This is a genomic window from Hahella sp. KA22, from assembly GCF_004135205.1.
Taxonomy (GTDB): domain Bacteria; phylum Pseudomonadota; class Gammaproteobacteria; order Pseudomonadales; family Oleiphilaceae; genus Hahella.
The window spans coordinates 6,744,731-6,768,323 of the sequence record NZ_CP035490.1 but is presented as its reverse complement, the minus strand read 5'-3'; the positions used below and the strand labels follow the sequence as shown (position 1 = coordinate 6,768,323).

The 23,593-nt window shown below is 50.4% G+C and carries 23 protein-coding genes; 14 read left to right on the top strand and 9 right to left on the bottom strand.

Features of this window, described 5'->3' with window-relative positions; genetic code table 11:
• Positions 1-13: 13 nt before the first annotated feature.
• Both EUZ85_RS30100 and EUZ85_RS30095 read right to left on the bottom strand, forming a co-directional pair.
• Positions 14-1,441 (bottom strand): aldehyde dehydrogenase family protein, encoded by a 1,428-nt coding sequence (locus EUZ85_RS30100; RefSeq protein WP_127973770.1) that lies wholly within the window; start codon positions 1,439-1,441, stop codon positions 14-16.
• Positions 1,442-1,626: 185 nt separating this feature from the next.
• On the bottom strand, positions 1,627-2,901 hold the full coding sequence (locus EUZ85_RS30095) for a Xaa-Pro peptidase family protein (RefSeq protein ID WP_241566897.1): 1,275 nt from the start codon (positions 2,899-2,901) through the stop codon (positions 1,627-1,629).
• 207 nt (positions 2,902-3,108) lie between these two features.
• Here EUZ85_RS30095 and EUZ85_RS30090 point away from each other — a divergent pair, with 207 nt between their 5' ends.
• On the top strand, positions 3,109-4,548 hold the full coding sequence (locus tag EUZ85_RS30090; RefSeq protein WP_164887396.1) for a right-handed parallel beta-helix repeat-containing protein: 1,440 nt from the start codon (positions 3,109-3,111) through the stop codon (positions 4,546-4,548).
• Between the two features lie 20 nt (positions 4,549-4,568).
• Here EUZ85_RS30090 and EUZ85_RS30085 read toward each other — a convergent pair whose 3' ends face one another.
• Positions 4,569-5,414: an AraC family transcriptional regulator gene (locus EUZ85_RS30085; protein ID WP_127973768.1), complete on the bottom strand. Its 846-nt coding sequence runs from the start codon at positions 5,412-5,414 to the stop codon at positions 4,569-4,571.
• Positions 5,415-5,579: 165 nt separating this feature from the next.
• Between EUZ85_RS30085 and EUZ85_RS30080 the strand changes: the two genes are divergently transcribed.
• Positions 5,580-6,245, top strand: coding sequence for a glutathione S-transferase family protein (locus tag EUZ85_RS30080; RefSeq protein ID WP_127973767.1), 666 nt, complete (start codon positions 5,580-5,582; stop codon positions 6,243-6,245).
• Between the two features lie 796 nt (positions 6,246-7,041).
• On the top strand, positions 7,042-8,265 hold the full coding sequence (locus EUZ85_RS30070; protein ID WP_127973765.1) for an integrase family protein: 1,224 nt from the start codon (positions 7,042-7,044) through the stop codon (positions 8,263-8,265).
• A 78-nt stretch (positions 8,266-8,343) separates the two neighbouring features.
• Here EUZ85_RS30070 and EUZ85_RS30065 read toward each other — a convergent pair whose 3' ends face one another.
• Together EUZ85_RS30065 and EUZ85_RS30060 are read right to left on the bottom strand one after the other, a co-directional pair.
• Positions 8,344-9,555 carry an ImmA/IrrE family metallo-endopeptidase gene (locus tag EUZ85_RS30065; RefSeq protein WP_127973764.1) on the bottom strand — a complete coding sequence of 404 codons (1,212 nt, stop codon included), beginning with the start codon at positions 9,553-9,555 and terminating at the stop codon, positions 8,344-8,346.
• A 4-nt stretch (positions 9,556-9,559) separates the two neighbouring features.
• Positions 9,560-10,225, bottom strand: coding sequence for a hypothetical protein (locus EUZ85_RS30060; RefSeq protein ID WP_127973763.1), 666 nt, complete (start codon positions 10,223-10,225; stop codon positions 9,560-9,562).
• A gap of 490 nt (positions 10,226-10,715) precedes the next feature.
• On the opposite strand from EUZ85_RS30060, the gene EUZ85_RS30050 reads away from it, so the two are divergent.
• The gene (locus tag EUZ85_RS30050; protein ID WP_127973762.1) at positions 10,716-11,603 is read left to right on the top strand and encodes an Abi family protein; all 888 of its coding nucleotides are present in this window, start codon (positions 10,716-10,718) and stop codon (positions 11,601-11,603) included.
• A 131-nt stretch (positions 11,604-11,734) separates the two neighbouring features.
• On the opposite strand, the gene EUZ85_RS30045 is transcribed toward EUZ85_RS30050, so the two are convergent.
• Positions 11,735-12,894, bottom strand: a protein-coding gene (locus EUZ85_RS30045) for an IS3 family transposase (protein WP_127973761.1) whose coding sequence is annotated in 2 segments (ribosomal slippage) — positions 11,735-12,630 and positions 12,630-12,894 — 1,161 coding nt in all. Because the reading frame shifts where the segments join, the coding sequence is not laid out codon by codon here.
• Between the two features lie 167 nt (positions 12,895-13,061).
• On the opposite strand from EUZ85_RS30045, the gene EUZ85_RS30040 reads away from it, so the two are divergent.
• The 5 genes from EUZ85_RS30040 (at position 13,062) to EUZ85_RS30020 (ending at position 16,483) form a co-directional block, all read left to right on the top strand.
• Positions 13,062-13,517, top strand: a complete 456-nt coding sequence (locus EUZ85_RS30040) for a hypothetical protein (protein ID WP_127973760.1) — start codon at positions 13,062-13,064, stop codon at positions 13,515-13,517.
• A 14-nt stretch (positions 13,518-13,531) separates the two neighbouring features.
• Positions 13,532-14,134 (top strand): 3'-5' exonuclease, encoded by a 603-nt coding sequence (locus EUZ85_RS30035; RefSeq protein WP_127973759.1) that lies wholly within the window; start codon positions 13,532-13,534, stop codon positions 14,132-14,134.
• 475 nt (positions 14,135-14,609) lie between these two features.
• On the top strand, positions 14,610-14,813 hold the full coding sequence (locus EUZ85_RS32080; RefSeq protein WP_020405287.1) for an AlpA family transcriptional regulator: 204 nt from the start codon (positions 14,610-14,612) through the stop codon (positions 14,811-14,813).
• 4 nt (positions 14,814-14,817) lie between these two features.
• Positions 14,818-15,714 (top strand): helicase RepA family protein, encoded by an 897-nt coding sequence (locus tag EUZ85_RS30025; RefSeq protein WP_127973758.1) that lies wholly within the window; start codon positions 14,818-14,820, stop codon positions 15,712-15,714.
• A complete protein-coding gene (locus EUZ85_RS30020) occupies positions 15,698-16,483 on the top strand; it encodes an ABC transporter ATPase (RefSeq protein ID WP_127973757.1) in 786 nt (261 codons plus the stop codon). Before EUZ85_RS30025 ends, EUZ85_RS30020 begins: the two co-directional genes overlap by 17 nt.
• A gap of 242 nt (positions 16,484-16,725) precedes the next feature.
• Here EUZ85_RS30020 and EUZ85_RS30015 read toward each other — a convergent pair whose 3' ends face one another.
• Positions 16,726-17,868 carry a hypothetical protein gene (locus tag EUZ85_RS30015; protein WP_127973756.1) on the bottom strand — a complete coding sequence of 381 codons (1,143 nt, stop codon included), beginning with the start codon at positions 17,866-17,868 and terminating at the stop codon, positions 16,726-16,728.
• A 119-nt stretch (positions 17,869-17,987) separates the two neighbouring features.
• Here EUZ85_RS30015 and EUZ85_RS30010 point away from each other — a divergent pair, with 119 nt between their 5' ends.
• The 4 genes from EUZ85_RS30010 (at position 17,988) to EUZ85_RS29995 (ending at position 19,258) form a co-directional block, all read left to right on the top strand.
• Positions 17,988-18,260: a hypothetical protein gene (locus EUZ85_RS30010; RefSeq protein WP_127973755.1), complete on the top strand. Its 273-nt coding sequence runs from the start codon at positions 17,988-17,990 to the stop codon at positions 18,258-18,260.
• Position 18,261: 1 nt separating this feature from the next.
• On the top strand, positions 18,262-18,540 hold the full coding sequence (locus EUZ85_RS30005) for a hypothetical protein (RefSeq protein WP_127973754.1): 279 nt from the start codon (positions 18,262-18,264) through the stop codon (positions 18,538-18,540).
• On the top strand, positions 18,537-18,764 hold the full coding sequence (locus tag EUZ85_RS30000; RefSeq protein WP_127973753.1) for a hypothetical protein: 228 nt from the start codon (positions 18,537-18,539) through the stop codon (positions 18,762-18,764). The genes EUZ85_RS30005 and EUZ85_RS30000 overlap by 4 nt, the downstream gene beginning before the upstream one ends.
• Before the next feature lie 107 nt (positions 18,765-18,871).
• On the top strand, positions 18,872-19,258 hold the full coding sequence (locus EUZ85_RS29995) for a hypothetical protein (protein ID WP_127973752.1): 387 nt from the start codon (positions 18,872-18,874) through the stop codon (positions 19,256-19,258).
• A 2-nt stretch (positions 19,259-19,260) separates the two neighbouring features.
• Here EUZ85_RS29995 and EUZ85_RS29990 read toward each other — a convergent pair whose 3' ends face one another.
• Positions 19,261-21,576, bottom strand: a complete 2,316-nt coding sequence (locus tag EUZ85_RS29990; protein ID WP_127973751.1) for a DotA/TraY family protein — start codon at positions 21,574-21,576, stop codon at positions 19,261-19,263.
• Positions 21,527-21,883, bottom strand: a complete 357-nt coding sequence (locus EUZ85_RS29985) for a hypothetical protein (protein ID WP_044618812.1) — start codon at positions 21,881-21,883, stop codon at positions 21,527-21,529. The genes EUZ85_RS29990 and EUZ85_RS29985 overlap by 50 nt, the downstream gene beginning before the upstream one ends.
• Positions 21,884-22,097: 214 nt before the next feature.
• Here EUZ85_RS29985 and EUZ85_RS29980 point away from each other — a divergent pair, with 214 nt between their 5' ends.
• Positions 22,098-23,582, top strand: coding sequence for a MobA/MobL family protein (locus EUZ85_RS29980; RefSeq protein WP_127974618.1), 1,485 nt, complete (start codon positions 22,098-22,100; stop codon positions 23,580-23,582).
• Positions 23,583-23,593: the final 11 nt, after the last annotated feature.

Below are 23,593 nucleotides of genomic sequence, written 5' to 3'. Positions count from 1 at the left end.
AAAGTCGGTGACGTCAGCGCAACTTACTGGGGTCCAGGTTAACCGATTTGCGCGCGCTAAAAGCCTGCAATCCTTCCGGGGCCAGCGCCAGAGAGCCGTTACCGGAACTACGCTGACCAATCCAACCCAGTCGCGCGTCCACGAAATTACAGCGATTGACGAAAACCGTACCGGTTTCCATGGCGGCGATATACTGCTCGGCGCGCTGTCGGGAAGCGGTAAAGATAGAAGAGGTCAGACCATAGGCGCTATTCAGTGCTTGTTCAATGGCTTCATCATCGTTGCTGACGGACATCACCGGTAAAACAGGGCCGAAGGTTTCCTCCTGCAAGACGCGCATGTTCGGCTTCGCGTCGGCCAGCAAAGTGGGTTTGAGGAAGTCGACCACGCCGATGCGCTCGGTGGTTCCGCCGCATAACAGACGGGCTCCGTCCTGCTGCGCCTCCTGCGTCATCGCCAGCAGGTTGTTCAGCGTCGCCTCGCCGCCATGTAGCGGTCCCAGGCTCGTTGATTCCTCCATGGGGTCGCCGTTTTTCTGTTCTTCCATAATGGCCTGTGCTTTATCCAGAAAGGCGTCGTAGATGCTGGCGTGGGCATAGATGCGTTTAACGGCGCAACAGGACTGTCCTGAATTGTGCAGTCGCCCGATTCTCACCGCCCAGAACGCGGCGTCCTCAAGATCCGCGTCTTCGGCGATATAGGCGGCGTCGCTGCCGCCCAACTCCAGAGAACTGGCGATAAATGGGTCTGCTACATCGTTGAACGCGCGTTTGGCCACGCTCTGTTGAACGGCCCGGCCGCCTTTCACAGACCCGGTGAACACCACATGATTGATGTCGGCCTCTTCAATGATGCGCGCGGAAACATCGAAGTCCACGGTCACATTGATGAGCAGATTCTCAATGCCGGCCATGACGCCGAAGGCGTTTTCGAAGTGCGCGCCGACGGAAGGCGTCGTGGTGTGTTTGAGCACAACGGCGCTGCCGCTCAACAACGCGCAGACCGTGCCGTTGATGGCGCAGAACAGGGGATAATTCCAAGGGGTAATGATATAGACGACGCCCTTGGCTCGGCATTCAATGCGGCCCTCAAAACTGGGATCGTCATACTCGGGGTGACGACTTGGGCGCAGGGCGCCGTCTTTGGCGAAGCGACACAGATACTCCGCACGCTCAAGCATGAAATCCAGCTCTTCTCCCGCCGCCTTCAGAGGTTTGCCGACCTCCCGGGTAACGCCCTGCGCGATATCCGGGCGATGATGGCGGAAATAATCCAGAGCTTTCATGACGTGCTCGGCGCGCTCTTCGGGCTTCAATCTGCGCCAGTAATAGGAGGCGTCCTGGGCGTCATTGATTCGTAAGTTGACGGACTCGAATGTCTGCGAGGGCTGGGAGAACTCCAGCTCACGGGTGAAAGGATTGTAGACGTCGATTTGACTCATAGTGAGGCCTCCTGCTGTGTGGGTCGACCGCTGTCTTCGATGACGCGTCGGATAGCTGTGTGGGTGAGTTTGAAAGAGAGTGCGCTAAGCTCCTGACAGGTTTGGAATGCTAGAAAAAGATCTTTTATGAGACGCCGGTCGCGGCGTCTGTGTTGGCGAACGCTACGAAGCTCCGTGTATTCAGGCTAACGATACAAGACTTCCCGGTTTACCGTGGTTAAAAACTCGCAGCTATTGGCGGTGACTTCCACGGTATCGGATAAAAAGGCGTCGCCTATGCCGGAATTGAGCAGCCAGCTCATCAAGTGAAACGTCATCCCCTCGCGTAACTGCAAATCAGAATTACGGCGCAGTCCCACGGGAACGCCGCTGCCGGACCAGCTGGGCGGATAGCCAATACCGATGGAGTAGCCGCAATGGTGACGGGAATAGTGAGCCAGATTATTGCGGTCCAGTACAGCCTGCCATGTCTCGTACACATCGCCCGCCCTTACGCCGGGCTTGATGGCGTCGGCGGCGGCCAGCATGGCTTCCCTGCATATCGTGTTGACCCGTTGCGCTTCCGAGGGCGCTTCGCCAACAAAGACAAAACGGCCGATAGGCGCATGATAGCGGCGCACGCAACCCGCCATTTCCAGAAACAACAGGTCGCCTCGCTCCAGCGCCATATCTTCCCAGGTGCCGTGTTCGTGAGCGAGGGTGCGGGTGGATCGCACCAAAGGTACGAAACCGGGGTAGGTGCCGCCGCGTCGGAACATGGCGTCGTAAATAGCGGCCATGATTTCCCGGGCGTTTACGCCAGGGCCTGCGGCGGCGATGGCGGAGAGCATCATGGAATCGGAGATGGCGGCGGCTTCCCTCGTCAGCTCCAGCTCTGCGGGGGATTGAACGATGCGTACGTCGTCCACCAAGTTGTCGAGCTGGCGCCATTCCGCATCTGGAGCGCCATTCATGACGCCTTCTGCGACGGAGTAGGGCAAAAACGTACTGTTCATGTCGATGCCAATTACGCCTTGCCCCAAACCAGTGTCATGTAAGGCTTTCACGGTTTCGCGCACTGCCGCGCTGGGAGTGAGGTTGGGGCGTTTGCGAGTGGCGTCGCGCGTGGGGGCTCCCATGGTCATCGACCAGGCGTCTTCGGAAATGGCGACATCGTCTTCTCCAGGAAGCGGCTCGCTGCCATCGCTGTATCCGATATGAAGGACATCCGGCGCCTGATCCCGCACCGTGGCCTTTTCCATGGCGCGGGTGATGAGAATTGGCTGACCGCTGGCGGGTAAAATCAACAGTTGGCTGGCGAAATACCCTTGATGGTCCAGGCCGGTTAGATAGTAGATATTCTCTGGGCTGGCGATCAGGCAAGCATCCAACCCCCGCGATGACATGCTGGTTCTCACCTGCGCGCGTCGACGCTGGTACTCGGCGTCTTTGAAATAGCGACCGCTGACATTTTCCATCATAGCTCCTCCTCCCATTCTATGATTCAGGTTCGCGCCTGTTTAACCTTGCCTCCGGCATACCCCTTACCCCCACTGTAGAAGTCTATGGATGAGAATTCAATTTACGCCATGAGACTGACCAGACGATCAGCCTAGATCCTATCTACTATTCGAAGGGCATGGGGGATTCAGTAGACTGACCCTCTAATGGAGTACGGATGGGCAAGTATGATGAAGAATAAAACGCTATGCATAACGGCTCTGGCATGCCTCACATTGAGCGGCTGTGGCGGGGGAAATGATACGACAGGCGACGCCTCGAACGGGGGGAGCAACTCCGGTGAGAGCGAGGTGGAGATTGTCGCTGGGGCTTTGTATGTCAGCCCGGATGGCGATGACGGCAATGATGGTCACCTAACGTCAGAGGGGGGAACCGGCCCTTGGAAAACGCTGCAGAAAGCGGCCGCCACCGCGGTAGCGGGAGAGACCGTCTACGTTCGCGCTGGCGAATACAAAGAACCGGGTCCGATTCCAGGCAGCGAGAAACTCTGGGGCGTACGGGCGCAGAACGATGGCGAGGAGGGCAAACCGATTGTTTTCGCCGGTTATCCGAAAGACGACGCTATGCCAATAGTGGATATGGATTATGAAGCGCCCTGCTTTACTCTGTATGGCCGTCAGCATGTCGTCATCAAAGGCTTTGAGATGCGTGAGTGCCGCGGAGCTGGCGTTTGGGTCATGAGCGGCAGCGGACGGGATAATCTCTATCTCACCATTGCGAATAACTATATTCATCATATTGACGGCGGCGCAGGAACCAATGTGGCGGGCGTGCGTATGGACACTGTCGGCTACGGCGTCATCGCCAATAACCGCATTCACCATATACGCGTCGATGGCGTGGATAACGGCAACGCCGCCGGCGTGCTGAGTTACCGCATGTATGAAACCACCATCAATAACAATGAGCTCTACGACGCCCACTCAGGCATTTTTCATAAAGCCCCGGACTATGAAGGGCGTAAAGGCGGCATATTCAGAAATAATCTGATTCATGACGTTTCCAAGGCGTTCTATTTCAACACTAATATTGGCGTGCCCGCCCCTGGGGCTCATGTGAATACGGAAATTCGGCAGAATGTGGTGTATGGCGTCGAGACCTTTATTTACGACTGGACGTTTGGCGCCAACACTCAGAATAAAGGGCTGAAGTTGTATAACAATACGATTATCGGCGCCAATCTGAATGTTCGCGGCTTCACTGAATTTGAGTTCCATCACAACATTCTGTTCGGCGGAGCCAACATCACTACGACCTATCAGGAAGATGTTTTCACCGATGATCAGAAGTTTCCTCCCGGTCTGAAAGCCGTCGATTACAACCTGTATTCGGAGGACTTTACCGCCACGTTGGGACGCTATAGCTCGGAAACGATCAATTATGCTTCGCTGGGAGAATGGCAAGTGGCGGGAGCGACTTTCGACAAATTTTCCCTGAACGTTCCCAACGGCACTCCGGATATCAACAGCGCGACCACCAGCGACCCGAAATTCCAGAATGCAGGCGACCACGACTATCGGCTCAAATCAGAGTCACCGGCTTTGCATCCCGACGGAAATATCGGCGCTTACATCAAAAATACTGACCAGATCGGACCTGATTGGTGATAAGGCTTGAGGCAGGGGAGTTATTTAATGACTTCCCTGTCTGGTCGTTGTCCCGCCGCACCCCGGATAGCCGTGGGCGAAAAGCCGAAGCGCTGCTTGAATCTCACTGAGAAACGCGAAGCTGATTCGTATCCGACCAGATAGGCGACACAGCCGATGGCGGCGTCCGTTGACTGTAGCAATGACAAGGCTAACGGCATTCGAACATCCACAAGAATTTCACCGAAGGTTTGCCCCTCTTTGGCTAGCTTGCGTCTAAGCGTCGCCTCGCTCATGGCCAGCGATTCGGCGATGTCTTGCGAGGACCACTTCCTGTCCGGCTCCGCGCCAATTAGTAAACGCACTTTTCGCTGAATATTCGCCCGCTCATCAGATCTGAATACATATCCTGAGCTCGCTAACCAGTGTAGAAGTTCGCAGACACGATGTACTGCGATCAGGTCCGGGACTGTCTTCGGCTCCCTGATGGCCTGAAGGCCGCGTTCGAAGGTGAGGGTGAACTCTCCTCCCAGCCCTTGCATGGAAACGATGCCTTGCACGCCTTTGAGCTTTGGAAAATCGGGTTCCACTTTGTGAATGAGCGCCCGAGGGCAAACTATCCAGTCAGCCTCAAACTGACCGTCATCGGTTTCATTCTCTACATCGCAGGCCGCGCCCGCCCCGATGGCGACAGCGTCGCCGGGAAGCAGAACGACGCGCCGCTCATCCATGAGCAAAGTCTTTTTCCCGCGTTTAACCAAGATAAGCGTTGGGTAATCGGTGACGAATTTGCCTATGAACAAATCATTGCGCGTCAGTATAGACGCGGTGGCTCCTACGCCTTCTCTGGAGATAACTGTCCGTTTGATAGAAGTCTCTGAGTTCATTCGTCGTTTCAGGGTGAGTCTTTATAAATCTGCGCCCAAGCGTTAAGACGCATTGATCGCATCAGCACAGCTTATGAACGTCTCGGCGCAGGTTGTGTAAATACTCTTATGTATCATTGGATTAGGTTTATCTCAACAGACAGAAAGGGAAACGCAGGAGTCATTATGCTGACCGTTCATCACTTGGGGCGCTCTCAGTCGGAGAGAATCGTCTGGCTTTGCGAAGAACTTGGAATCGACTATGCACTCAAATGCTATGAGCGCAGGGCGGACAATAAAATGGCGCCGCCGGAGTATAAAACCCTGCACCCCCTCGGCGCCGCGCCGATCATTACTGATGGCGACCTCGTGCTCGGCGAATCCGGGGCCATCATAGAATATCTGGTTGCGGTGTACGGCAGTGGCCGTATGACGATCAAGCCAGGAGCATCCGGTTACACCGACTACCTGTATTGGCTTCACTTCGCCAATGGCACGTTTCAGGCGCTGATACTAAGAATGCTATCGCTAGAACGCGTAGACGCCTCGGACAACAACGCCCCCCTGACAATGGCGAAAGAGCGTTTCCAACTGATGCTATCCATGATGGAAAAGAAACTGGGAGAATCAGACTATCTCGCCGGAGACACACTGACCGCAGCAGATATCATGATCATCTTCTCACTCACCACGATGAGACTGTTTAAACCCTACGACCTCTCACAATACCCAAATATCTTGGCTTACCTGCATCGTATCGGCGCACGGCCAGCATACCGGCGAGCTATGCAAAAAGCAGAGCCTGGCTTGATTCCTGTTCTGGGAGCCAAGTTGCCAGTAATAGCACTTTAAGTGCTAGTGGGTGTTGGGGCTGAGATAAATCGCATTGAGCTTCGCCCTGATGGCGGGCTAGGACACAGGGCGGACCTTCCTATCGGTGATCAGGCACCAAAGCTTCTGCACCTGCGTGAGAGATAGGTGAGTGGAGATGGCGAATAAGTGGGGTATTCCAGCTTGGCTAGAACGGGAAGTTCGGGAAAGGGATAAGGCATGTGTTTATTGCGGTAATGAGTTCGTCTCGCCAAAGATATCTGCTAAAGCCTCCGCCAGCTGGGAGCACATTATCAATGATGCAGAAATAGTCACTAGGGAAAATATCGCCCGCTGTTGTCGTGGATGTAACGCAAGCAAAGGGCAAAAAAGTGTGTCTGATTGGCTGGAGACTCAGTATTGCATAGAGCGTGGTATCACTGCCCTTACTGTAGCCCCTATTGTTAAAAAGGCTATAGAGAATGGGCAGTAGGGTGGTGATAAATAAGTGAAGTCGCGGCCAGTCTTCGTAGCCGGGGTGTCCTCTTTCTCAATCTGTGTGGACACTATGTCGACACTCAGCCTTAGATCTAGGATGTATGCTCCAGATTTAAGAGTGTAATTTACTGAATTCAATGGGAAAAATTGGTGGGCCCACCAGGACTTGAACCTGGGACCAACGGATTATGAGTCTACGCAAACATTATGATCCGGTATAACACTAAATCACAATGTATAACTAAGTTGTTGTTTCTAAAGAATTTTATATACACGTAGGTCACGCTATGTAATATGAAATCTTATTGTGATGTAACCCCAGTGTAACCCCGGAGAAAACGTGGAACGACAATTCAACTTCACCAAGCAGGCCATAGAAGACCTACCTCTGCCTGATACCCGGATTGAGTACCGGGATGAAAAGATTCCTGAACTGCGCCTGCGGGTTACTTCAACCGGAGTAAAAAGTTTCTCTGTGTTCAAGCGTGTATCGGGTGGCAGCCCGGTGCGGATCACTCTTGGCAAGTATCCGGGCCTATCACCGGTCAGGGCTCGAACGCTGGCCCTGAAACACCTGGCTGACCTGAGTGACGGGGTGAATCCGAATGAGCAGCGACGTGTTGAGGCTATGTCGGCTGTGACGCTGGGCGAAACTTTTGAACGCTACAAGCGCGCCCGTAAGCTCAAGGTGTCCACATTGAGGGGGTATGAAGGCGTGGTAAGCAACCACCTTAAGAAGCTCGTGGATAAGCCTCTCAAGGACATTGATCGCCGGGTGATTGTCGACATTCATGCGGGCATCGCCTCCAAGGCCCAAGCAGACCTGACCATGCGAGTGCTGAGGGCAATATTCAACTTTGCCAAGTATGAATACTGCCGACAGGACGGCTCCTCGATCTTTCCTGAAAACCCGGTTGAGATCCTGTCTCATCGTAAGCAGTGGAACAATGTTCGACGCAGGCAGACCCATCTCCGACCTGGTGAGCTGTCAGTTTTCTATAACGCCCTGCAGGAGGTTAGGCAACAGGAAACGCCTACCGGTCAATCCATCTGTGATGCAATGCTGTTTGCCCTGCTGACGGGGCTAAGGCGTGGTGAAATCTTCAGCCTGAAGTGGAACGACGTGAATCTGCGGGCGGCTATCTTTACCGTCTATGACACCAAGAACGGGCTGCCGTTGGAGCTGCCAATCACCAAGCATATCGACGAGCTGTTCCGGAAACAGAAGGGCCGTATTCCCTCCGAGTTCGTATTTTCTGCCGAGAATGAGTATGGTCAGGTGCGGGAGCCAAAGAAGGTGGTAGCCAAGGTAAAGAAGCTATCGGACACCCATTGCGACTTCCACGACCTGAGGCGGACATTTGCCACCACGGCAGAGCATCTGGACGTAGGTAGCTATAAACTAAAGCGCCTGATGAATCACTCCACTGGGCGGGATGACGTGACAGCCGGGTATATCATTCTAACGGCGGAGACCCTGCGGCAGTCTGCGGAGAAGATCCAGAACTATTTTGTTAAGCGAATGGATAGCACAAATGTCGTAGCGTTTACGAAAGTAATCTGAGCGTGAAAAAATTATCGGGGAGAAGGTGAATGCCGTATTTTTTTGTCGGCACTCACCGGTATCAAAAAGGGTTGAGGTTTATTTCGTTCTATTTCCGGGAAAGTCGAGAACATTTCCCCCGTTATTGTTTTTAGGCTTGCTGGCATTTTCTTTCAATAATGCTTTCAGCTCCACTAAATTACTTTCGGTTGATTTGGGTGAGAAAAAACCCTTAGGTAATCCGCACAAAGACTCTACTAAATACTCTGAAAGACCAAGCCTGTGAGAGAGTTCAGTTCGACTGAGAACGTTTTGATCAACAAGCATCCTGACGGCTCTGTTTAGCAATCTAGGTTCTTCAAATGGAAACTGATTGTCATACGGTTCGCCTTTTGTCCAGCCTCTTGCGGAACGTCCTTTGAATAATCTCAGTTTCTGGTCGTCATCTATGATGTCAAGCTGGTAGCATCTCATGATCATTGCTGCCACAGAGGTTTTCCAGCGTGGTTTTAACGATAATAATGTCTCTAGCGTTGGCCAACTAACTTCCGCAGAAAATGATTCAGCAGGCAATAAAAAACATCCTGCAAAAAGGTCTGCCTGTCGCTCGATTTCCTTATAGTGTTGCTTAAAAGTCGGTTCATCGACATTTCTGTGAAGTACCAAGTGGCCTAGTTCATGGGCTGCGTCAAATCTATTCCGAATTCCATTTGCTTTATCAGCCGTGACAAAAACATAAGGTCTACTGTCTAACTGGCTCCAATGAGAAACACCGTCCATTTTTAAATAGCCGATTTCATCGCGTACGAATATTACGCCGGCATTTTCCAGCGTAAGAACAACATCAGAAATTGGCCCCATGCCCAACTTCCAAACCTTTCTACACTCGGCAGCCAAAGTTTCAATTTCACCATCTGTGATTTTGAGAAATACTTTTTCTGGTATAGAGGGAACATTAACTTTAGGCCAGTTTACCCATTGGCCCAAAGTGTTTGCCATCTCCGCCACCCAATTTAATCGAACTCTCGCCATCTCTCTTGCAGTCTTGGTTGATGATGCGAGTGATCTGAAAAAATAGGGTTCGTTACCATGCTCTGGTGAGTTTTTCAAAAACCAATTCATAGGGAACTTTACGGCTTCGCCCAGCGCGCGAAGTTTGTCTTCCTCTGGGGACTGACTACCTTTCTCCCAATTTGAGATGGTTGCTGGTGAAACACCAACAAGGGTCGCTAATGCGACCCTTGTTATGCCTAATGATTCTCTAGCCTGGATTAATCTCGCAGGCTGGAATCCACTGACTCCAGTTCTCATAGCTTTACCCTGACTTTTTCTCGGACGTATGTTCTTCTTTTTGTAGATCGTCTCTTAATGTCGGCCAAGCCTCATCAATGAGGCTTGAATCACGTTCTACCTCATACTCTTGGAGAAGTTCTCGAATAGGAATTTCCAAATGATAACCGGCCCAATCTGTATAAGGTACCGAAATGAATATCTCGCTCGGCTCGGATTGATTCTGAGCTTGTGGGCGAGGATGTAATACAACAGCTACCACATGTAGTGCGTCATCAAGCTTAGGAGGAGCCGTTTCAAACAGATCGAGTGTCACTGGCTCCAATATCGCGTTTTTCTGGGCAAGAAAGCTTCTGTGCTTAGCGGGTCTTGCCCACGCGTTTTCATGTAGCTCAATGTGGCTTAAGGTGACGTTGCCAGAGCACACCACCACATACTGTTCACCTTTAGGAATGGTCTGTAACACAGACGGACTCCCCTCGGCTAAGGCCCCCGCGAGAGCATCATCTATCATATAGCGTCTCATTTGGGCTCGGGGGCGTGCAGGGTTGGTGTTCTTGAAATCTTCCAGGGCTCTGGCGTTTGCTTTGGCATAAGCTGCGCGTATAGAGTCATCCATAGAAAGGAATAGGCTCCTATCTACATTGGAGGTGATATAGCGCACCAGGCGAGATTTCAAGATTTCTGTCATGGGTAGCGGATTCCTGCATTTAGTTAAGCGGAATTATTGCCCTGAAAATTTAGTTTTGCAAGTTGTTATGCTATTCTCAGCCGGTAGCTTGGTAAAGAAAGGGTATGGCAATGGCTAGAAAGCGGGTTTCAGTGACTACAGAGTCGAAATCGGGGCGTAATCAGAAGTTCCATGACAACTACACAAATGAGGATATGACCAGAGCCCAATTTGTCAAACAAATCAAGAATGGGAGCTATTCTCAATATCATGTCCGGAATATCAACGGAGTGGAGACACCAGTATCTAATCCAGATTCGAGTAAAAACAATAACTTAGATTGATGGCGGGCGGTAATGGCTGGAAAGTAAGAAGCCCCGACACTTTCGCACCGGGGCCTCAAATCAGTCGCCAATTTGTGGGGGCATCACCACTCAACCTTACGGCTGGCGGGAGAGGAATCCCCACTGGCTATGGGGCAAACATACGATAACAAGCAGGAACTGTCAAGTTGAGAACAATAAACCATACAAGGCTGGAGCCTTACATATCGTCCGCCCGTTTGAATACATACAGTAACTTTTTTGCCCCTGCTGACCAAATAGAGCTATTCGGATGTTACCTGTGGAGCAAAGAGGTTGCCGCGGCCTTTTTCCCGCTTCTCCAGGTGTTGGAAATAACGTTAAGGAACGCTATCCATAAAGAAGCCAGGAACGCTTTAGGGCCGTACTGGTTTGACAATGTCGCAACAAGGCCCCAAAGAAGGTTGAGTGCTAGCCAGCATCGCCATGTACAGCATCTTGCAGACTCGATTCGAAATGCAAGAACGGAGATAAGGCGAGATTTGAATATGCCGCGTACTGCAACAGTTAATGAGGATCGGATAATTGCCAAGGTAACGTTTGGTTTTTGGACAAACCTTTTCAGTGCCGCCTTTGATGTAAATCGAAACCCCAGAGCTCTCTGGCCAAACCTATTGCGGCCAGTATTTCCAAATGCACCTCAGGGGCATAGAGATCGGGCTACGATGCAAGGCAAGTTGTTGGCCATCAAGACTTTCAGGAACAAGGCTTTTCACCATGAGCCCATCTGGAATATTGGACGTCCGGCTGGAGTGATTGATGCGATCAATAAACTGCAATCTACATGCGATGATATCTCGGATATGATCAAGTGGATTTCCTTGGATGGTTTGGATCTTGTTGAGAAGGCAGGGTATATAAGCACTATTCGGCGGGTTTGTTCCCTTGAGCATTTAGATTATTTAAAGAATCCTGGTGCCAACGATAAACCGTTTAGCAGGGTAAAACGCGAGCTGAGAGCCATAATTCGTCAGCCTAACCACACAACTCATATAACGTTAAATGGGCGAAACAAAGGGAAGATACTGGGTAGTTGAGGTTAAATAAATACCGGAAACCGCACCAAACACAGGCGGGTTTCAGGCTGAGCATACTTAATCACGGTTTTCGACACCAAAATAGCTTTCCAGGTCGTCCGCGTTGCCCTTGTTGGTGTCGCTTGTTCTGGTCAAATCCCACCGGACACTTTCTTTAGAGAATTTTCATAATTAACCGGCGACATATCATTGTTCGCCGTATGCAGTCTTTCGAGGTTGTAATATCTCATGTAGGCTGCGACATCCTGCTTCATGTGTTCCCGGGTGGGCTGGGGGATTTTGAATATCCAGTCATGCTTAAGACTCCCAAAAAAGCGTTCAACCACCGCATTGTCCCAACAGGCTCCTACATCGCCCATACTTGCCCTGATTTCATACTTTTCCAGCAGTTTTCGATAATGTCCGCTGGTGTACTGAGAGCCCCGGTCACTATGGAATACCAGGCCCTTGGGCGGCTTCCGCAAATTGTAAGCCTTGATCAGCGCCTGGCTGACCAGGCTCGTTGTCATGCGCTTATCGATGCGCCACCCGACGATTCTTCGGGAATATAAATCCATGACAATGGCCAGATACATCCAGCCTTCTCCTGTTTTCAGATAGGTCACGTCGCCAGCCCAAACCTGATTGGGCGCAGTAGGATTAAAATTCTGATTCAACAGGTTATCCGCCACCGCATGATGGTGCTTGCGCCTTGTAGTGGGTTTGTAAGCAACGCGTTGCGTGACCTGAAGACCAAGCCGACTCATGAGCTTGCGAACCCGGTAGCGTCCCACCTGAAAGCCTTCTTCACGTAGCTTCTTCATCATCTCTCGACTGCCCAGACTGCATCGAGAAGCGTTAAACAGTCGCTTCATTCGCCGATGCAGGTGAAGCTCATCAAAATGGATCACCGGCGCGGAGCGCCGTCGCCAGGCATAAAATGCTGATCGACTTGCACGCAGAGCCCGGCAAAGCGCTTTCACAGGGAAGCGATTCGACTCTGCCTGAATGAAGGCGAACTTTATTTCATTTCTTTCGCGAAGAAGGCCGAAGCCTTTTTTAGAATTTCCTTTTCCATGCGCAGCTCTTTGTTTTCTTTGCGAAGCCGTTTTAACTCGGCGCGCTCGTCTTCAGCCAGAACCTGGTTTTCAAGCTGAGCTTCAATTTTTTCCTTCCACTTGTAGAGCATATTGGCGCTAATGCCGAGGGATTTAGCCGCTTCTGGGACGGAATAACCTTGGTCGCGCACCAAGGAAACGGCCTCTTCTTTAAACTCTTTTGTATACTGTTTATACGACCTTTTCTGACTCATGCTGACACCTTAATCGTTGACGGGTATTGTCTCTTATTAATGTGTCCGGGACTATTAGACCACTACAGCTTTCCTGAAAGTGCATATTTCTTCAATTCCGTGATGACAACGGGGCGCTCAAATATTTACATTTTCCGGTTCTTTGCACATTCATGGAGTAATGATAAATGTTTCAAACCTCAAGAAGTTCGGAAATCAGTCTCCCGGAATCGTTGGGAGATGGCGATCATCAGCAGTGGCATACAATATCTCAAACACTGATGACATGTTGGTTTCATATCCATTGTATTAATTTGAGCACGCGGTTAGAAAAAGTTTTATTTACTGGAATGCCTGAAGTGCTTGAAGAAGTCACTCGTAGTCCCAGGGTAAAAATATCAGAGGTAAACATTGTTACTCCTCCGCAGTTGAATATGACTGGAGGTTGGGAGTTAAGCCCGCTTCAACAGATTACTATTTTTGAGCGATACCATAAAGAAAACAAGGCTCTCATAGGGTTTCAGTATTTGCTAATGGATGGCAGGGTTCTCACAGATCAGTTTGATCGGCGATTCAAGCTTTCGCGATCTGATATAGAGCGGCGTGTCATATCTATTCAGCTTTATTCAAGCCAATCCCATTGACGTCGAGAAAAGCAATGGCTAAAGAATCCGAGATTATCAATCCCGATAGCGGCGTCGATATCGTTATTATTGATATCGAATGTACCTGCGATGACGCTAAAAATTTACCAAGATCGGAAATGGAGATTATTGAGATCGGGGCAGTTTTTGGAAAGCTTACCGACGTTTCTTTTGTGCTTGTGGACGAAGTCCAAATCTACGTTCGTCCCGTAATTCACGCGAAATTGACACAGTTTTGCATCTCGCTAACCGGCATCACGCAAGATGTCGTTGATACGGCCTCACCGCTTAGCGAGGGGTTAAAAAGGTTTGCAGGTAGAATATCGAGCAATTCGCCTCGAGTATGGGGAAGTTGGGGAAATTTTGATTTGAGGCAGTTCGAGAAGGAGTCTCTATCAAAAAATATAACCAATCCCTTGGTCGCTCTGCCACATGTCAATATTAAACAATTATACGCCAGAAAGCGTGGGCATAGGGTTGGTCTAGCAAGAGCGATTCGGTTGTCAGGGCTCGTCTTCCAGGGGCGGCATCACTCGGGGCTTGATGATGCTAGAAATATTGCTCAGCTTCTCGAAGTTGATGGAGTGTTGAGGGAGGCTATACTGCAAAGAGTATAACTGCTTGTAAAATTGACCAAGTTTCTGATTGGCAATAGAATCTCTGTGACCGGGTATGAACCCCTCCTGTCTGAAAACATGTAATGGGGTCTGCGAAGCGCATGAGGTGGCCAGCGATAAGAGCAAATAACCTCGTGATTTGAGAGCAGCAAATCAATTCTGTAATAGGTTAACGTGTTGAGGGGCCTTTGGTCCCTTTTTCTTTTTTCTATCGTTAAAATCCTTTTCGGAAGCTTTTTATTCCCTCTGATTTATATATTTTTCTTCAACGTGCTATCTGGTTGCGCATTGGTAAAAATTCTCCAAGAAAACTCCACTTTTCTTCACTTTTTTAGTGAATAAAGTGTTGACGCTCACGCATCATAATCCCTCGCCATGTAGCGAAACACATCGTCACATGAGCGCAAAGTAAAGATTACTGGTTGGAGAGTGATTATGAATATTGTCGATCCAATGGCAGTGCGTGGAGGTAAAAATGCAGGTTAGCGCTGAACGATATCTCACTTACGAGCAAGCAGCAGCTTTGCTCTGTATGTCTACAGGTGGGCTTAGAAATAGGATGTGTAGAGGGGAGCCAATGCCCCCCTCAGTCAAGATAGGGCGCCGTCGATTATTTCCCGAGTCTGAGCTGCATAAGTGGCTGGCCGAGCAAGGTGGGCTATTAGCTCAAGGGGAGTAATTAAGTGGCTATTGATATTCTTGCAGCATTCGAAAATGAGCCTCCACATCTGGATTTTATATGGCCAGGTTTTTTGGCTGGAACGGTGGGTGCATTGGTCGCACCGGGAGCTACAGGAAAAAGTTATTGGGCTTTGGAGGCCGTTATGTCAATTGCATGTAGTGTTACATGCGGAGATTTATTAAAGCTTGGCCCCGCCCAAACCGGTCGCGTAGTCTACCTGGCAGGAGAAGATCCGGAGAGTGTTTTAATTGGTCGTGTTCACGCCATTGGTCAGCACTTTAACCAACAGGCACGGCAAGAGATAGCGAGCAATCTTTCTCTTGAACCAATTATGGGCAGGCGTTTAAACGTTATGGCACAGCCGGATCTTAATTGGTTGATTCAGCTGGGCGCGGGGGCAAGGCTGATCGTACTGGATACACTAAGCCGCACACATTGCCTTGATGAAAACAGCAACGGAGATATGTCTCGCCTTGTTTCAACGCTTGAGCATATTGCTGTGGAAACAGGGGCTGCAATCCTTTATCTGCATCATGTTAATAAAGGCTCCGCCAGAGAAGGGCAGGCGGATCAGCAGCAGGCTGCCCGAGGGGCTTCGGCTCTGGTGGATAATGTTCGCTGGTGTGGGTTTGTTGCAAAAATGTCAGAGTCAGAAGCCAAAAAGTTAAGTGATCGCCCCTATGACAGACAGCCTGTAGGCAATGACCGAAGAGGTTTTTTTGTTCGGTATGGTGTTAGCAAACAGAACTATGCCCTGGTTGAGGCTGACAAGTGGTATGAGCGTGGGGATGGTGGTGTATTGTTGCCCGTAGATTTATCTGCTTCCAGGAATAACGACAACAACAGCAAAAAGACCACTCCTTTTAGAGTGGGTGAAGTTGATGAAGAGCGCTGGTAACGCCGTCAGTCCAACCAGCACAATCGCTCAGGCTCGGGTGATGTTGTACCAGCCGAGTCAGCGCCCACGACACCGAGAGGGCGACTGGCAGGAAACCTCTTTTGGTCGTTGCCGCGTAGCTGGCAGGTTAGGTCAGCGCCACGCTGATGTTGTTGAGGCGATTCTTTACTGCGCAGAGAAAAGGCGAGACGTGTCAGATGGTGGTGTTGAGCTGCTGGTAGACCCTGCTCGGATACGAAAAACGCTTTCCGATAGCCGATACAGTCTGGCTCAAATTCAAAAGCTTCTTTCTGAGCTGCGCGCATCAACCATTGAAATCGAAACGCCAGATTTGGCAAGAACTGGTGACCGGATTATTGGTGGTTTGATAGACCATGTTATTCCATCCCCTATGATGCGCCCAGACCCGCTTACAGGTGGTGAGCGGAGCATGTGGCGCGTGCGCTTGGGGATAGCTCTGGTAATGCTCCTGGAGCGTGATTTGGCCCTTTACTACAACCCGGCCCCTATTGCCCGTCTACGGCATGGTATTGGTCAAGCCGTTGCCAGGCACATCCTGAGTCATAAAAATGAGCCGGCCGGCGGCTGGCATCTGGATACTGTCATCTTGGCGGTAGCTCGACAGGCCACAGGAAAAGCGCTGAGAGATGCTCGTTTTCGGCTTAGGGAGGATGCCGAGCAGCTCGAACAAATTGGCCTTGTCATCGATGGAAACAGGGTTCGAAGAGTGAGTTTAACTGCGCCAGGCCGTCGCACAGCCGCCCGATAGCGTCGCACAGCCGCCCGGCAGTGTCGCACATCCGCCCGAAACGTCGCACACCCGCCCGAAGTTAGCAGGATGTTCAGGATATTCAGATTCGGCGCAGCCGCCGCTGGATGCGGCGACTGGCCTTAAGCTTCTATAAAAACAAGAAGAAAAGTTTGGAAGAAAAATCATTTAGTGGAAGGAGCGTTGCCCTTTCAAAAATCCCCGCAAACAGCCGTGTTTGATCCGGCATGCGTTATCAGCCGTTAGAATATATCACCGAACTCATCGTCCTGATCGGTGCCCAACAGGTGCGATAAACGACCAACATCGTTTGGCGTAGCTTGCCCCTGAGCAATACGGTTACGCAAAGCATGGATTTCAGCCTGCCTGTGTTGAAACTGCTCAGGGGTTTCACCGAACCGAAATCCGCCAGTCATTTCAAGCCACTGATCCTTGGGGCGGATATTTGGCACCTCGTAATGCATGTGCTCATCCGGCTCATCTGGATAGGGATTATCAAAAGCATTGACGCTCACACGGATGGTTCGATCGTCATCCAGACCGTTGATCTTTTCCAATATCTCAAGTGGACAGCTTTCATCAAAGGTCAGCACATAATCATAGGGCAGACCATCATCACTGCTGTTTTCCAGTGTTTCCCATTCCAGCAATTCCAGATCATCGTCCGTAATGCCAAGCTCTGCTGCTAAATTGCTCCGAGGGCGTTTGCCGTATCGCAGCTCAGGATCAACCCAGTCGTCATTGACGCTGCCACCAACTTCCAGCTCGAAATCGTAGAAACCGCGTTTACCAGCCATACGGGGTAATGTCACCTGTACAACCATATCAATGGTGTCCCCACAGAAGGGCTTGTCATCCAGTGGCTCGCCCTTGTACTGGGTTTTGGCGATTGCTACCAGCTCATCACCACGATCTTCGATCTGCACATCGTCATAATATGGTGAATCGAAAAATCCCGCGTTTGTTTCTGCCATCGTGCCTGACAGTTGATCATCTATCAGCGTTTGACAATCGGGAAGTAAGACCTCGGCAATGTAGGTTTCCAGTGAGTCATAGAGCCAGATATTTCCACCGCATAACCCCTCATCGGAAAGCATGCCTGATAGGAGCTTGGCGATGTCGATTGACGGGATAAGATCATCTGGCAGGCCACCTAGCTTCGCACGTCTGTCATTCATGAGCGGTATATCGGGAATGAAAATATATGCCTCTTCGAGCCGATCCAGTGGATAGCCCTTCTCGGCCATAAGTGCCGCATGGCTCTTATACCCAAAAAATGCCGCCACCAGCTCTCTGGCATGGGACGCTTTCAGCTTTTCAGTAGAACGAGACGTATGATTTTGGCGCAGGAAATCTGCACACAGTTTTGAGAGATCAATACTCATAGGAGTGATCCTTTCTTAACAATGCCGGACTTTAAAGGTAGTGGTAAGTGTTTAAGTCACTACGCTTGCCAGCAGGGTTAATAAAGATCAACTGCAACCACCTAACCAGGAGGTGATTCATGGCTGATGCCGATTTTACAGTAAGAGATATTCACTCACGAGAGTTCAAGCGGGTTTTGCCTGTCATTGTCGCGTTGGAGCGCATTGAGCGTCCTACTGTCGTGGGGTTGGCATCAAGTACCGGTCTTACAGAGAGGGAGCTTGAATCCCGTTTTAAACAATTGCAGAGTAACTATCAGGTTGTCATAGAGCGATCACGCAACGATGGCTGCCTTACCGTCAAAAATTGGGGAATAATCGTTCGCCACCAGTCCAGCAGTCAGGAGGTATGACATGGCCGTTTTCTCTATCCAGCGTTGCAATCCAGATGAACAAATCGTCCTTGATGTTGGCGAAGGTATGCTCCGAATATATGGTTTGACCTCATTTTCAGTCCCACTTAATGCGGTGACATTGCGCTATGTAGAAATTGGTAAATATGAAGGCGGAGAGCTGGTTGTAGATTCAGAAGGTTTTTGTGGAAATGTACGGTTAACGCTTGCCGAATATATCCAGGCTGATCACTATTTTAAGGTCATTAATCAATACAATCATGAGGTGACCTTGCAATGACTAAAGGAAAAATTTTAGCGATTCTAATCCACTGCGCAGGTGTGGCAGTTGCAATGGCTATTTGCCTTGGGGTTATGAATGCCCTGGCAGGAAGTGTTTCAAGTGAAGCGCTAACCGGAGCAGCCGTTTTTTACTGTGCCACGGTTGCCTGGGTAACTGTTCGCGTGTTGCGAGGGCAGGATCGCCTGGCCAACTCTGCGGCCTCTTTCATAGACGAAAAGTGAGTTTTTATTACCCGGTGCAAGCTGGGTTTCCAGTTGATTTGACAGGTATCTATATAGCGGTACGTTGAAGCAAACTGCCATAAAAATATAGAGAGGAATGTCGCCTCATGAGTGACTTTTTGATGAGCCAGCGGGAGCTGGCTAAATGGACTGAGCGTCTGGCCGCCGATGATTGGGGCAGACAGACCTGGGAGTCAATCGCACTCGGGGTAAGCTGTGGTGTATTGTGGCTGTTGTGTATTGTGGTTTTAGTCGGCTGCCTTGTTCCACCGATTCGTCGCAGGATTCACTCATGGACAGGGATATACCTGCCCTGGAATATTGCTATCGCAGTTCTGATCATTACTAACCTGGTGGGAATCATGGGGCATCCAGCGATTTTCAGCAGTGGAGTTGTTGCTTACTGGATCAATACAATGGTTCCGGCATCCGTGCTGGAACCACTGGCGGAAGCACTGGACTTCCTGGCTTTTGCTGGCTGGTTTAGGCTGTAGTCCTATTTTGGGCTGAGCATTTTGGAGATTTTACTCATGCCTGTTTTGGCTGCACCGGCAGCATTTTTTAGCCCACTGCCTGCCGCGTCAGCCATACTCTGAGCGCCTCCGCGCGTTTTATCCCGCATAGTATGACCAGCTCCACCAACAACCTTAGCAGCGCCGCCAACGAATACGGAGCGGCTCTGCTGCTCCTGGCTCGCTTCCCCGAGGTTTTCAGATCCCCCGCCGATGTAGCGCAGCACCTTGTCCGGCACTTCATGTATCAATCCAAACGCTCGATGAGCGATTTGGATTATCAGTACGGTGAAAATACCCAGCATTGCGACTGCTGTTACCACGCCGCTGATTGAGTCGCCGATCATGCCACTCATGGCAGGCAAAAATATGAGCATGACCACTTTCAGCATGACGATAACCAGGAGCATCGATGCGAAAAAGCCGAATATGGCCAGCGCCGGTCGAAGGAACACACTCAGCGCGACCATGTAACCGGCTTTCGCCCGCTCCCCGATGAACCCGGAACCTTCCGGCATGGCATGGCTTACAGCCCATATAGGAGCTGCTATCACGGCCTCGATGAGCATCACGAACCAACCGGCTACTCCCATAATCCAAAGAATCATAGGTGTGGCAGGCAGATAAAAGGCAAGCATTAACGCAATAGGGATCAGCAGCAGGCCAGCGCCAACTAATGACCACAAAGCTTTGTTTGTCATCCGGCATAGCGTACTGGTGACGGGCCGGGCTGCACCACCAATCAGACCGCCTACCGCCTCACTGGTGTCGTCAGCAACGCAGGCCGCCAGATCCGAGACGAATGCAGCGGTTAGTGCAGTTTCAAACGTCCCAATGATCACATGCCCTACGTTGGCCAGCCCCGCTACCGGATCAGGTTCGGATAACGCAAAATTGATAACGGATTCAACGCGACCCATTACAAAACCTAAAGTGGCGTTGTCGTCAGCATAGGTGCTGCGTTCCATCGCATTTACCGGTGTGCCTGTGGCTGGATCTGTGACCAGCATATTCTGGGAATATGCTGCAAGGCCGTCCATGAACGACTGGTAGTCGTCATGTTCCAGCGCTGCCTCTGTCGGCCCCACGAGTTCAGCTTTAACTGAAACCATTTTCTGGGTTTCTGCATTAACTCGCTGCAAATCCCAGTACCAGGCACCCACTGAGATCCATCCGGCATCACGAGCCCCTACCGTCATCCCAGCAGCGTCCGGGTTGCCTCCTGCCCACTTGCTAACGCGAGCGCTGGCAATCTCACTCAAAGCATCTGAGATGGCCTTTTGGTATTCCGTTTTAAAATTATTAACGGCCAGATTGTAGGCTGCTTGATCCGGTGCGGGGGCGGTTTCATCCACAGTACTCAGAACAATTTCACGAGCCAGAGAATCAAGATCCTCATCAAGCTGTGCATGTGCCGCAATCACCTTATTTTGGTAACTCCGAACGGGTATATCTATCGCCGTGCCTTCGTCTATTTCTGCAAACTCTAAGGTGATCGATCCACACGGGTTTGAGCCGTAAGATCTGGGAATGCCATTTGGGAAACCGCTAAGCCAGGCAGCGCCGTAAGCAATACCCGCTCCGGCCAATCCATACACCGAATCATAGCGCTGCATTACTCGATGCTGAACAGGCACAAGCGGGGCTTCTGTTGTCCCGGAGGAGCGGATTGATACCACCTGATCATCATCAACAATTTCGACCGGTTTTTCTTCCACGTTTATGTGTCTGTCCGCCGTGTTAATACCGTGCATGCACACCCTCGATTCGAGAATTCTCATAGCGGTATTTTCATAATCGACGGTGATCTGTGGTGGGTATAGAGTACCGGTGCTTGTGATGTGATCCAGCGCTGCATTCCAGGTTGAATTGACGAGCCCGATACCATGCCCCGCTAACCACATAACACCGATCTGCATAGTCGAATAACCACCACTAAATGGCAAAACTAAAGCCAGTGCTACAACCATTCTCAAAGGCACCCACATGGTTGAATACATTCTGCCTAATGGATTGCCTTCGTGAGCCGAATTCAGCACTCCAGTCAGAAACACATAGCCGATAATAAGGCCGGTAAAAACGAGCATTCCCGTGTTGAGAATTTGTGACATCGCACCCAGAACAGAATCAGGATTGGCTGGCCCGGTTCCACCTGTTATGACATCAACAGTTGAACCAAAAATGTACCTCAAATACTCAAGACTTTTATCAGCAGGATCAACGTCCGTAATTGACGCAAAAGCCCCCGAACTACTCAGCAGTAGCGGGAGCAGAATCAATATTATTTTCAGTGTTTTCATTTTCCATCTCCCAGCCAAATCGGCTCATGATTTCTTTGTCTCGTGTCGCGGTTAAATGCCTGGATAAAACTTTTTCAAAACGTTCTCTAAACGTGGGGTTTTTCTCGCACTCTGAGAGAACGGCTACACCGATCAGAATTTTCTGTCGGGTCATATCTTTTTTTGCTTGTTCGCTGGCTTGTCGCATTAGGTCAATTGCCTTCGCTTCTTCCTGAGCAAGGTTCTTGAGAATCTGGGCTGCTGGCCCTCCAGGGTTACGTTGGGCTTCCTCTTCCAAAAGGCGCCGCTGTTTGGGTTTCAAAGACATTTACAACCTCCACTAAATGAACAAATTTTCTTCCCATTCAGATTAATGCTTGATAGTTTTCTGGTAAACAAAAAAGTACTTAAAAATCAATAAGTTATACGTGCAGTTTAACGGCGCGTTGGGCGAGCGGGAGCGAGCATTGCACGGACTTTAAAGTTGGCACTGAGCAAGCCCCCCTGGCGATGAAGGGCGCATATACGACTTGTTCCAAGTCATGCGTTTTTCGCTGCGCGAAAAAGAGAAAACCGAGGTTCTTTTCATGGCCATTTTTTATTGCCAAACATCGCTCATTGCTCGTTCAAAAGGGCGAAGCGCAACGGCTGCGGCAGCGGAAAAAATCATGGATGAAAGAACCGGAATTATTAATGACTACGAACGCAAAAAGGGTGTGCTGGATAAGTTCGTTTTTAACAGTGCGGGACTATCCCGAACAGAATTATGGAATCTGGCAGAAATGTCAGAGAAACGCTCAGATTCCAGGGTAGCCAGAGAGTGGATTCTCGCCCTTCCGCATGAGCTTCGAAGAGATGCGCATCACCGAATTATTGAGCAATTTTCTCAAGCGCTTATTGCTCAATACCAGGTCGCTATTGACGTTTGCGTGCATGCGCCAGGTCGAGGTGGAGATAACCGAAATTTGCACGCCCATTTACTGATGACTACTCGTCCAATGGACGCGGCTGGAGAACTGGGAAAGCTGAAAACTTTCCTGGAATGGAGCGACGCCAAACTCCGAAAAAATGGATTACCAACAGGGCGACAACAAATAGATGCGATCAGGGAAAAGTGGAGTTCCATTGTGAACTCCGAATTAGAGGCTGCCGGTCTCGAAGAGCGCATCTCTCACCTATCCCTACAGGAGCAGGGAATCACAGACAAAATTCCTGAAATCCACGTTGGCCCGTTGAACATGCAACTGGCCAGGATGGGCTACCACGAGCGAGCCTCTCGCTGGAAGCTAAATGAAGCAATCAAGGCTCAAAACAACATTATTGATATTCAAACCGCGAGGATTGCACGTATGCAAAACCAACAACAAACCATTGAAAAAAACGATGCTCAGGCATCTCAAAATCCAGCAGCCGGTTTTGGCGGCCTTGCCGCTACACAGGAGGCAGCGGACGAAGCTTACCAGCAGGCTAAAAAGCGTATGGATACACAGCAAAAACAAATCGCAGAACAGGCTAATGAGGAGCGTTGGAAACCTGCGCAGATCGACCCTAACCGGGGCAGCGTGATCAGCATGTTTCAGGCTGATACTCAAGGCGTATACCGCTGGACGAAAGGGAAAAATGAGGGCGCGGAGGCTTTCCGTGACTCTGGAAAGGCGATTCACAGCCAGACTATAAATTCATGGGCTCTGGCGGCCGAGTTGGAACTGGCTCAGCAGAAAGTACAGGACAGAGAGTGGAAGGAAATTCGTGCATTCGGCTCCGAAGAATACCGCCGTGCCGTGTGGATTCAGGGGCAGACAATGGGAATTCAGGTCGAGGGCTATAAGCCTACGAAAGAAGAGCTGGCGAAATATGGCCAAGCGCCTGCCCAAGGGTTGGCGGCGGATCAAAAATCAGCGGCAGAAGCCGCTCAAAACCGCTTCCAGCAAGATCAAAAATATCAGAACAAGTTCGAGAAAAACAACGGCGCAGCCAATACAACGGACAACACAAACTCCAGCTCCTCACGTAGCCCGAAAATGTAATAAATCAGGAG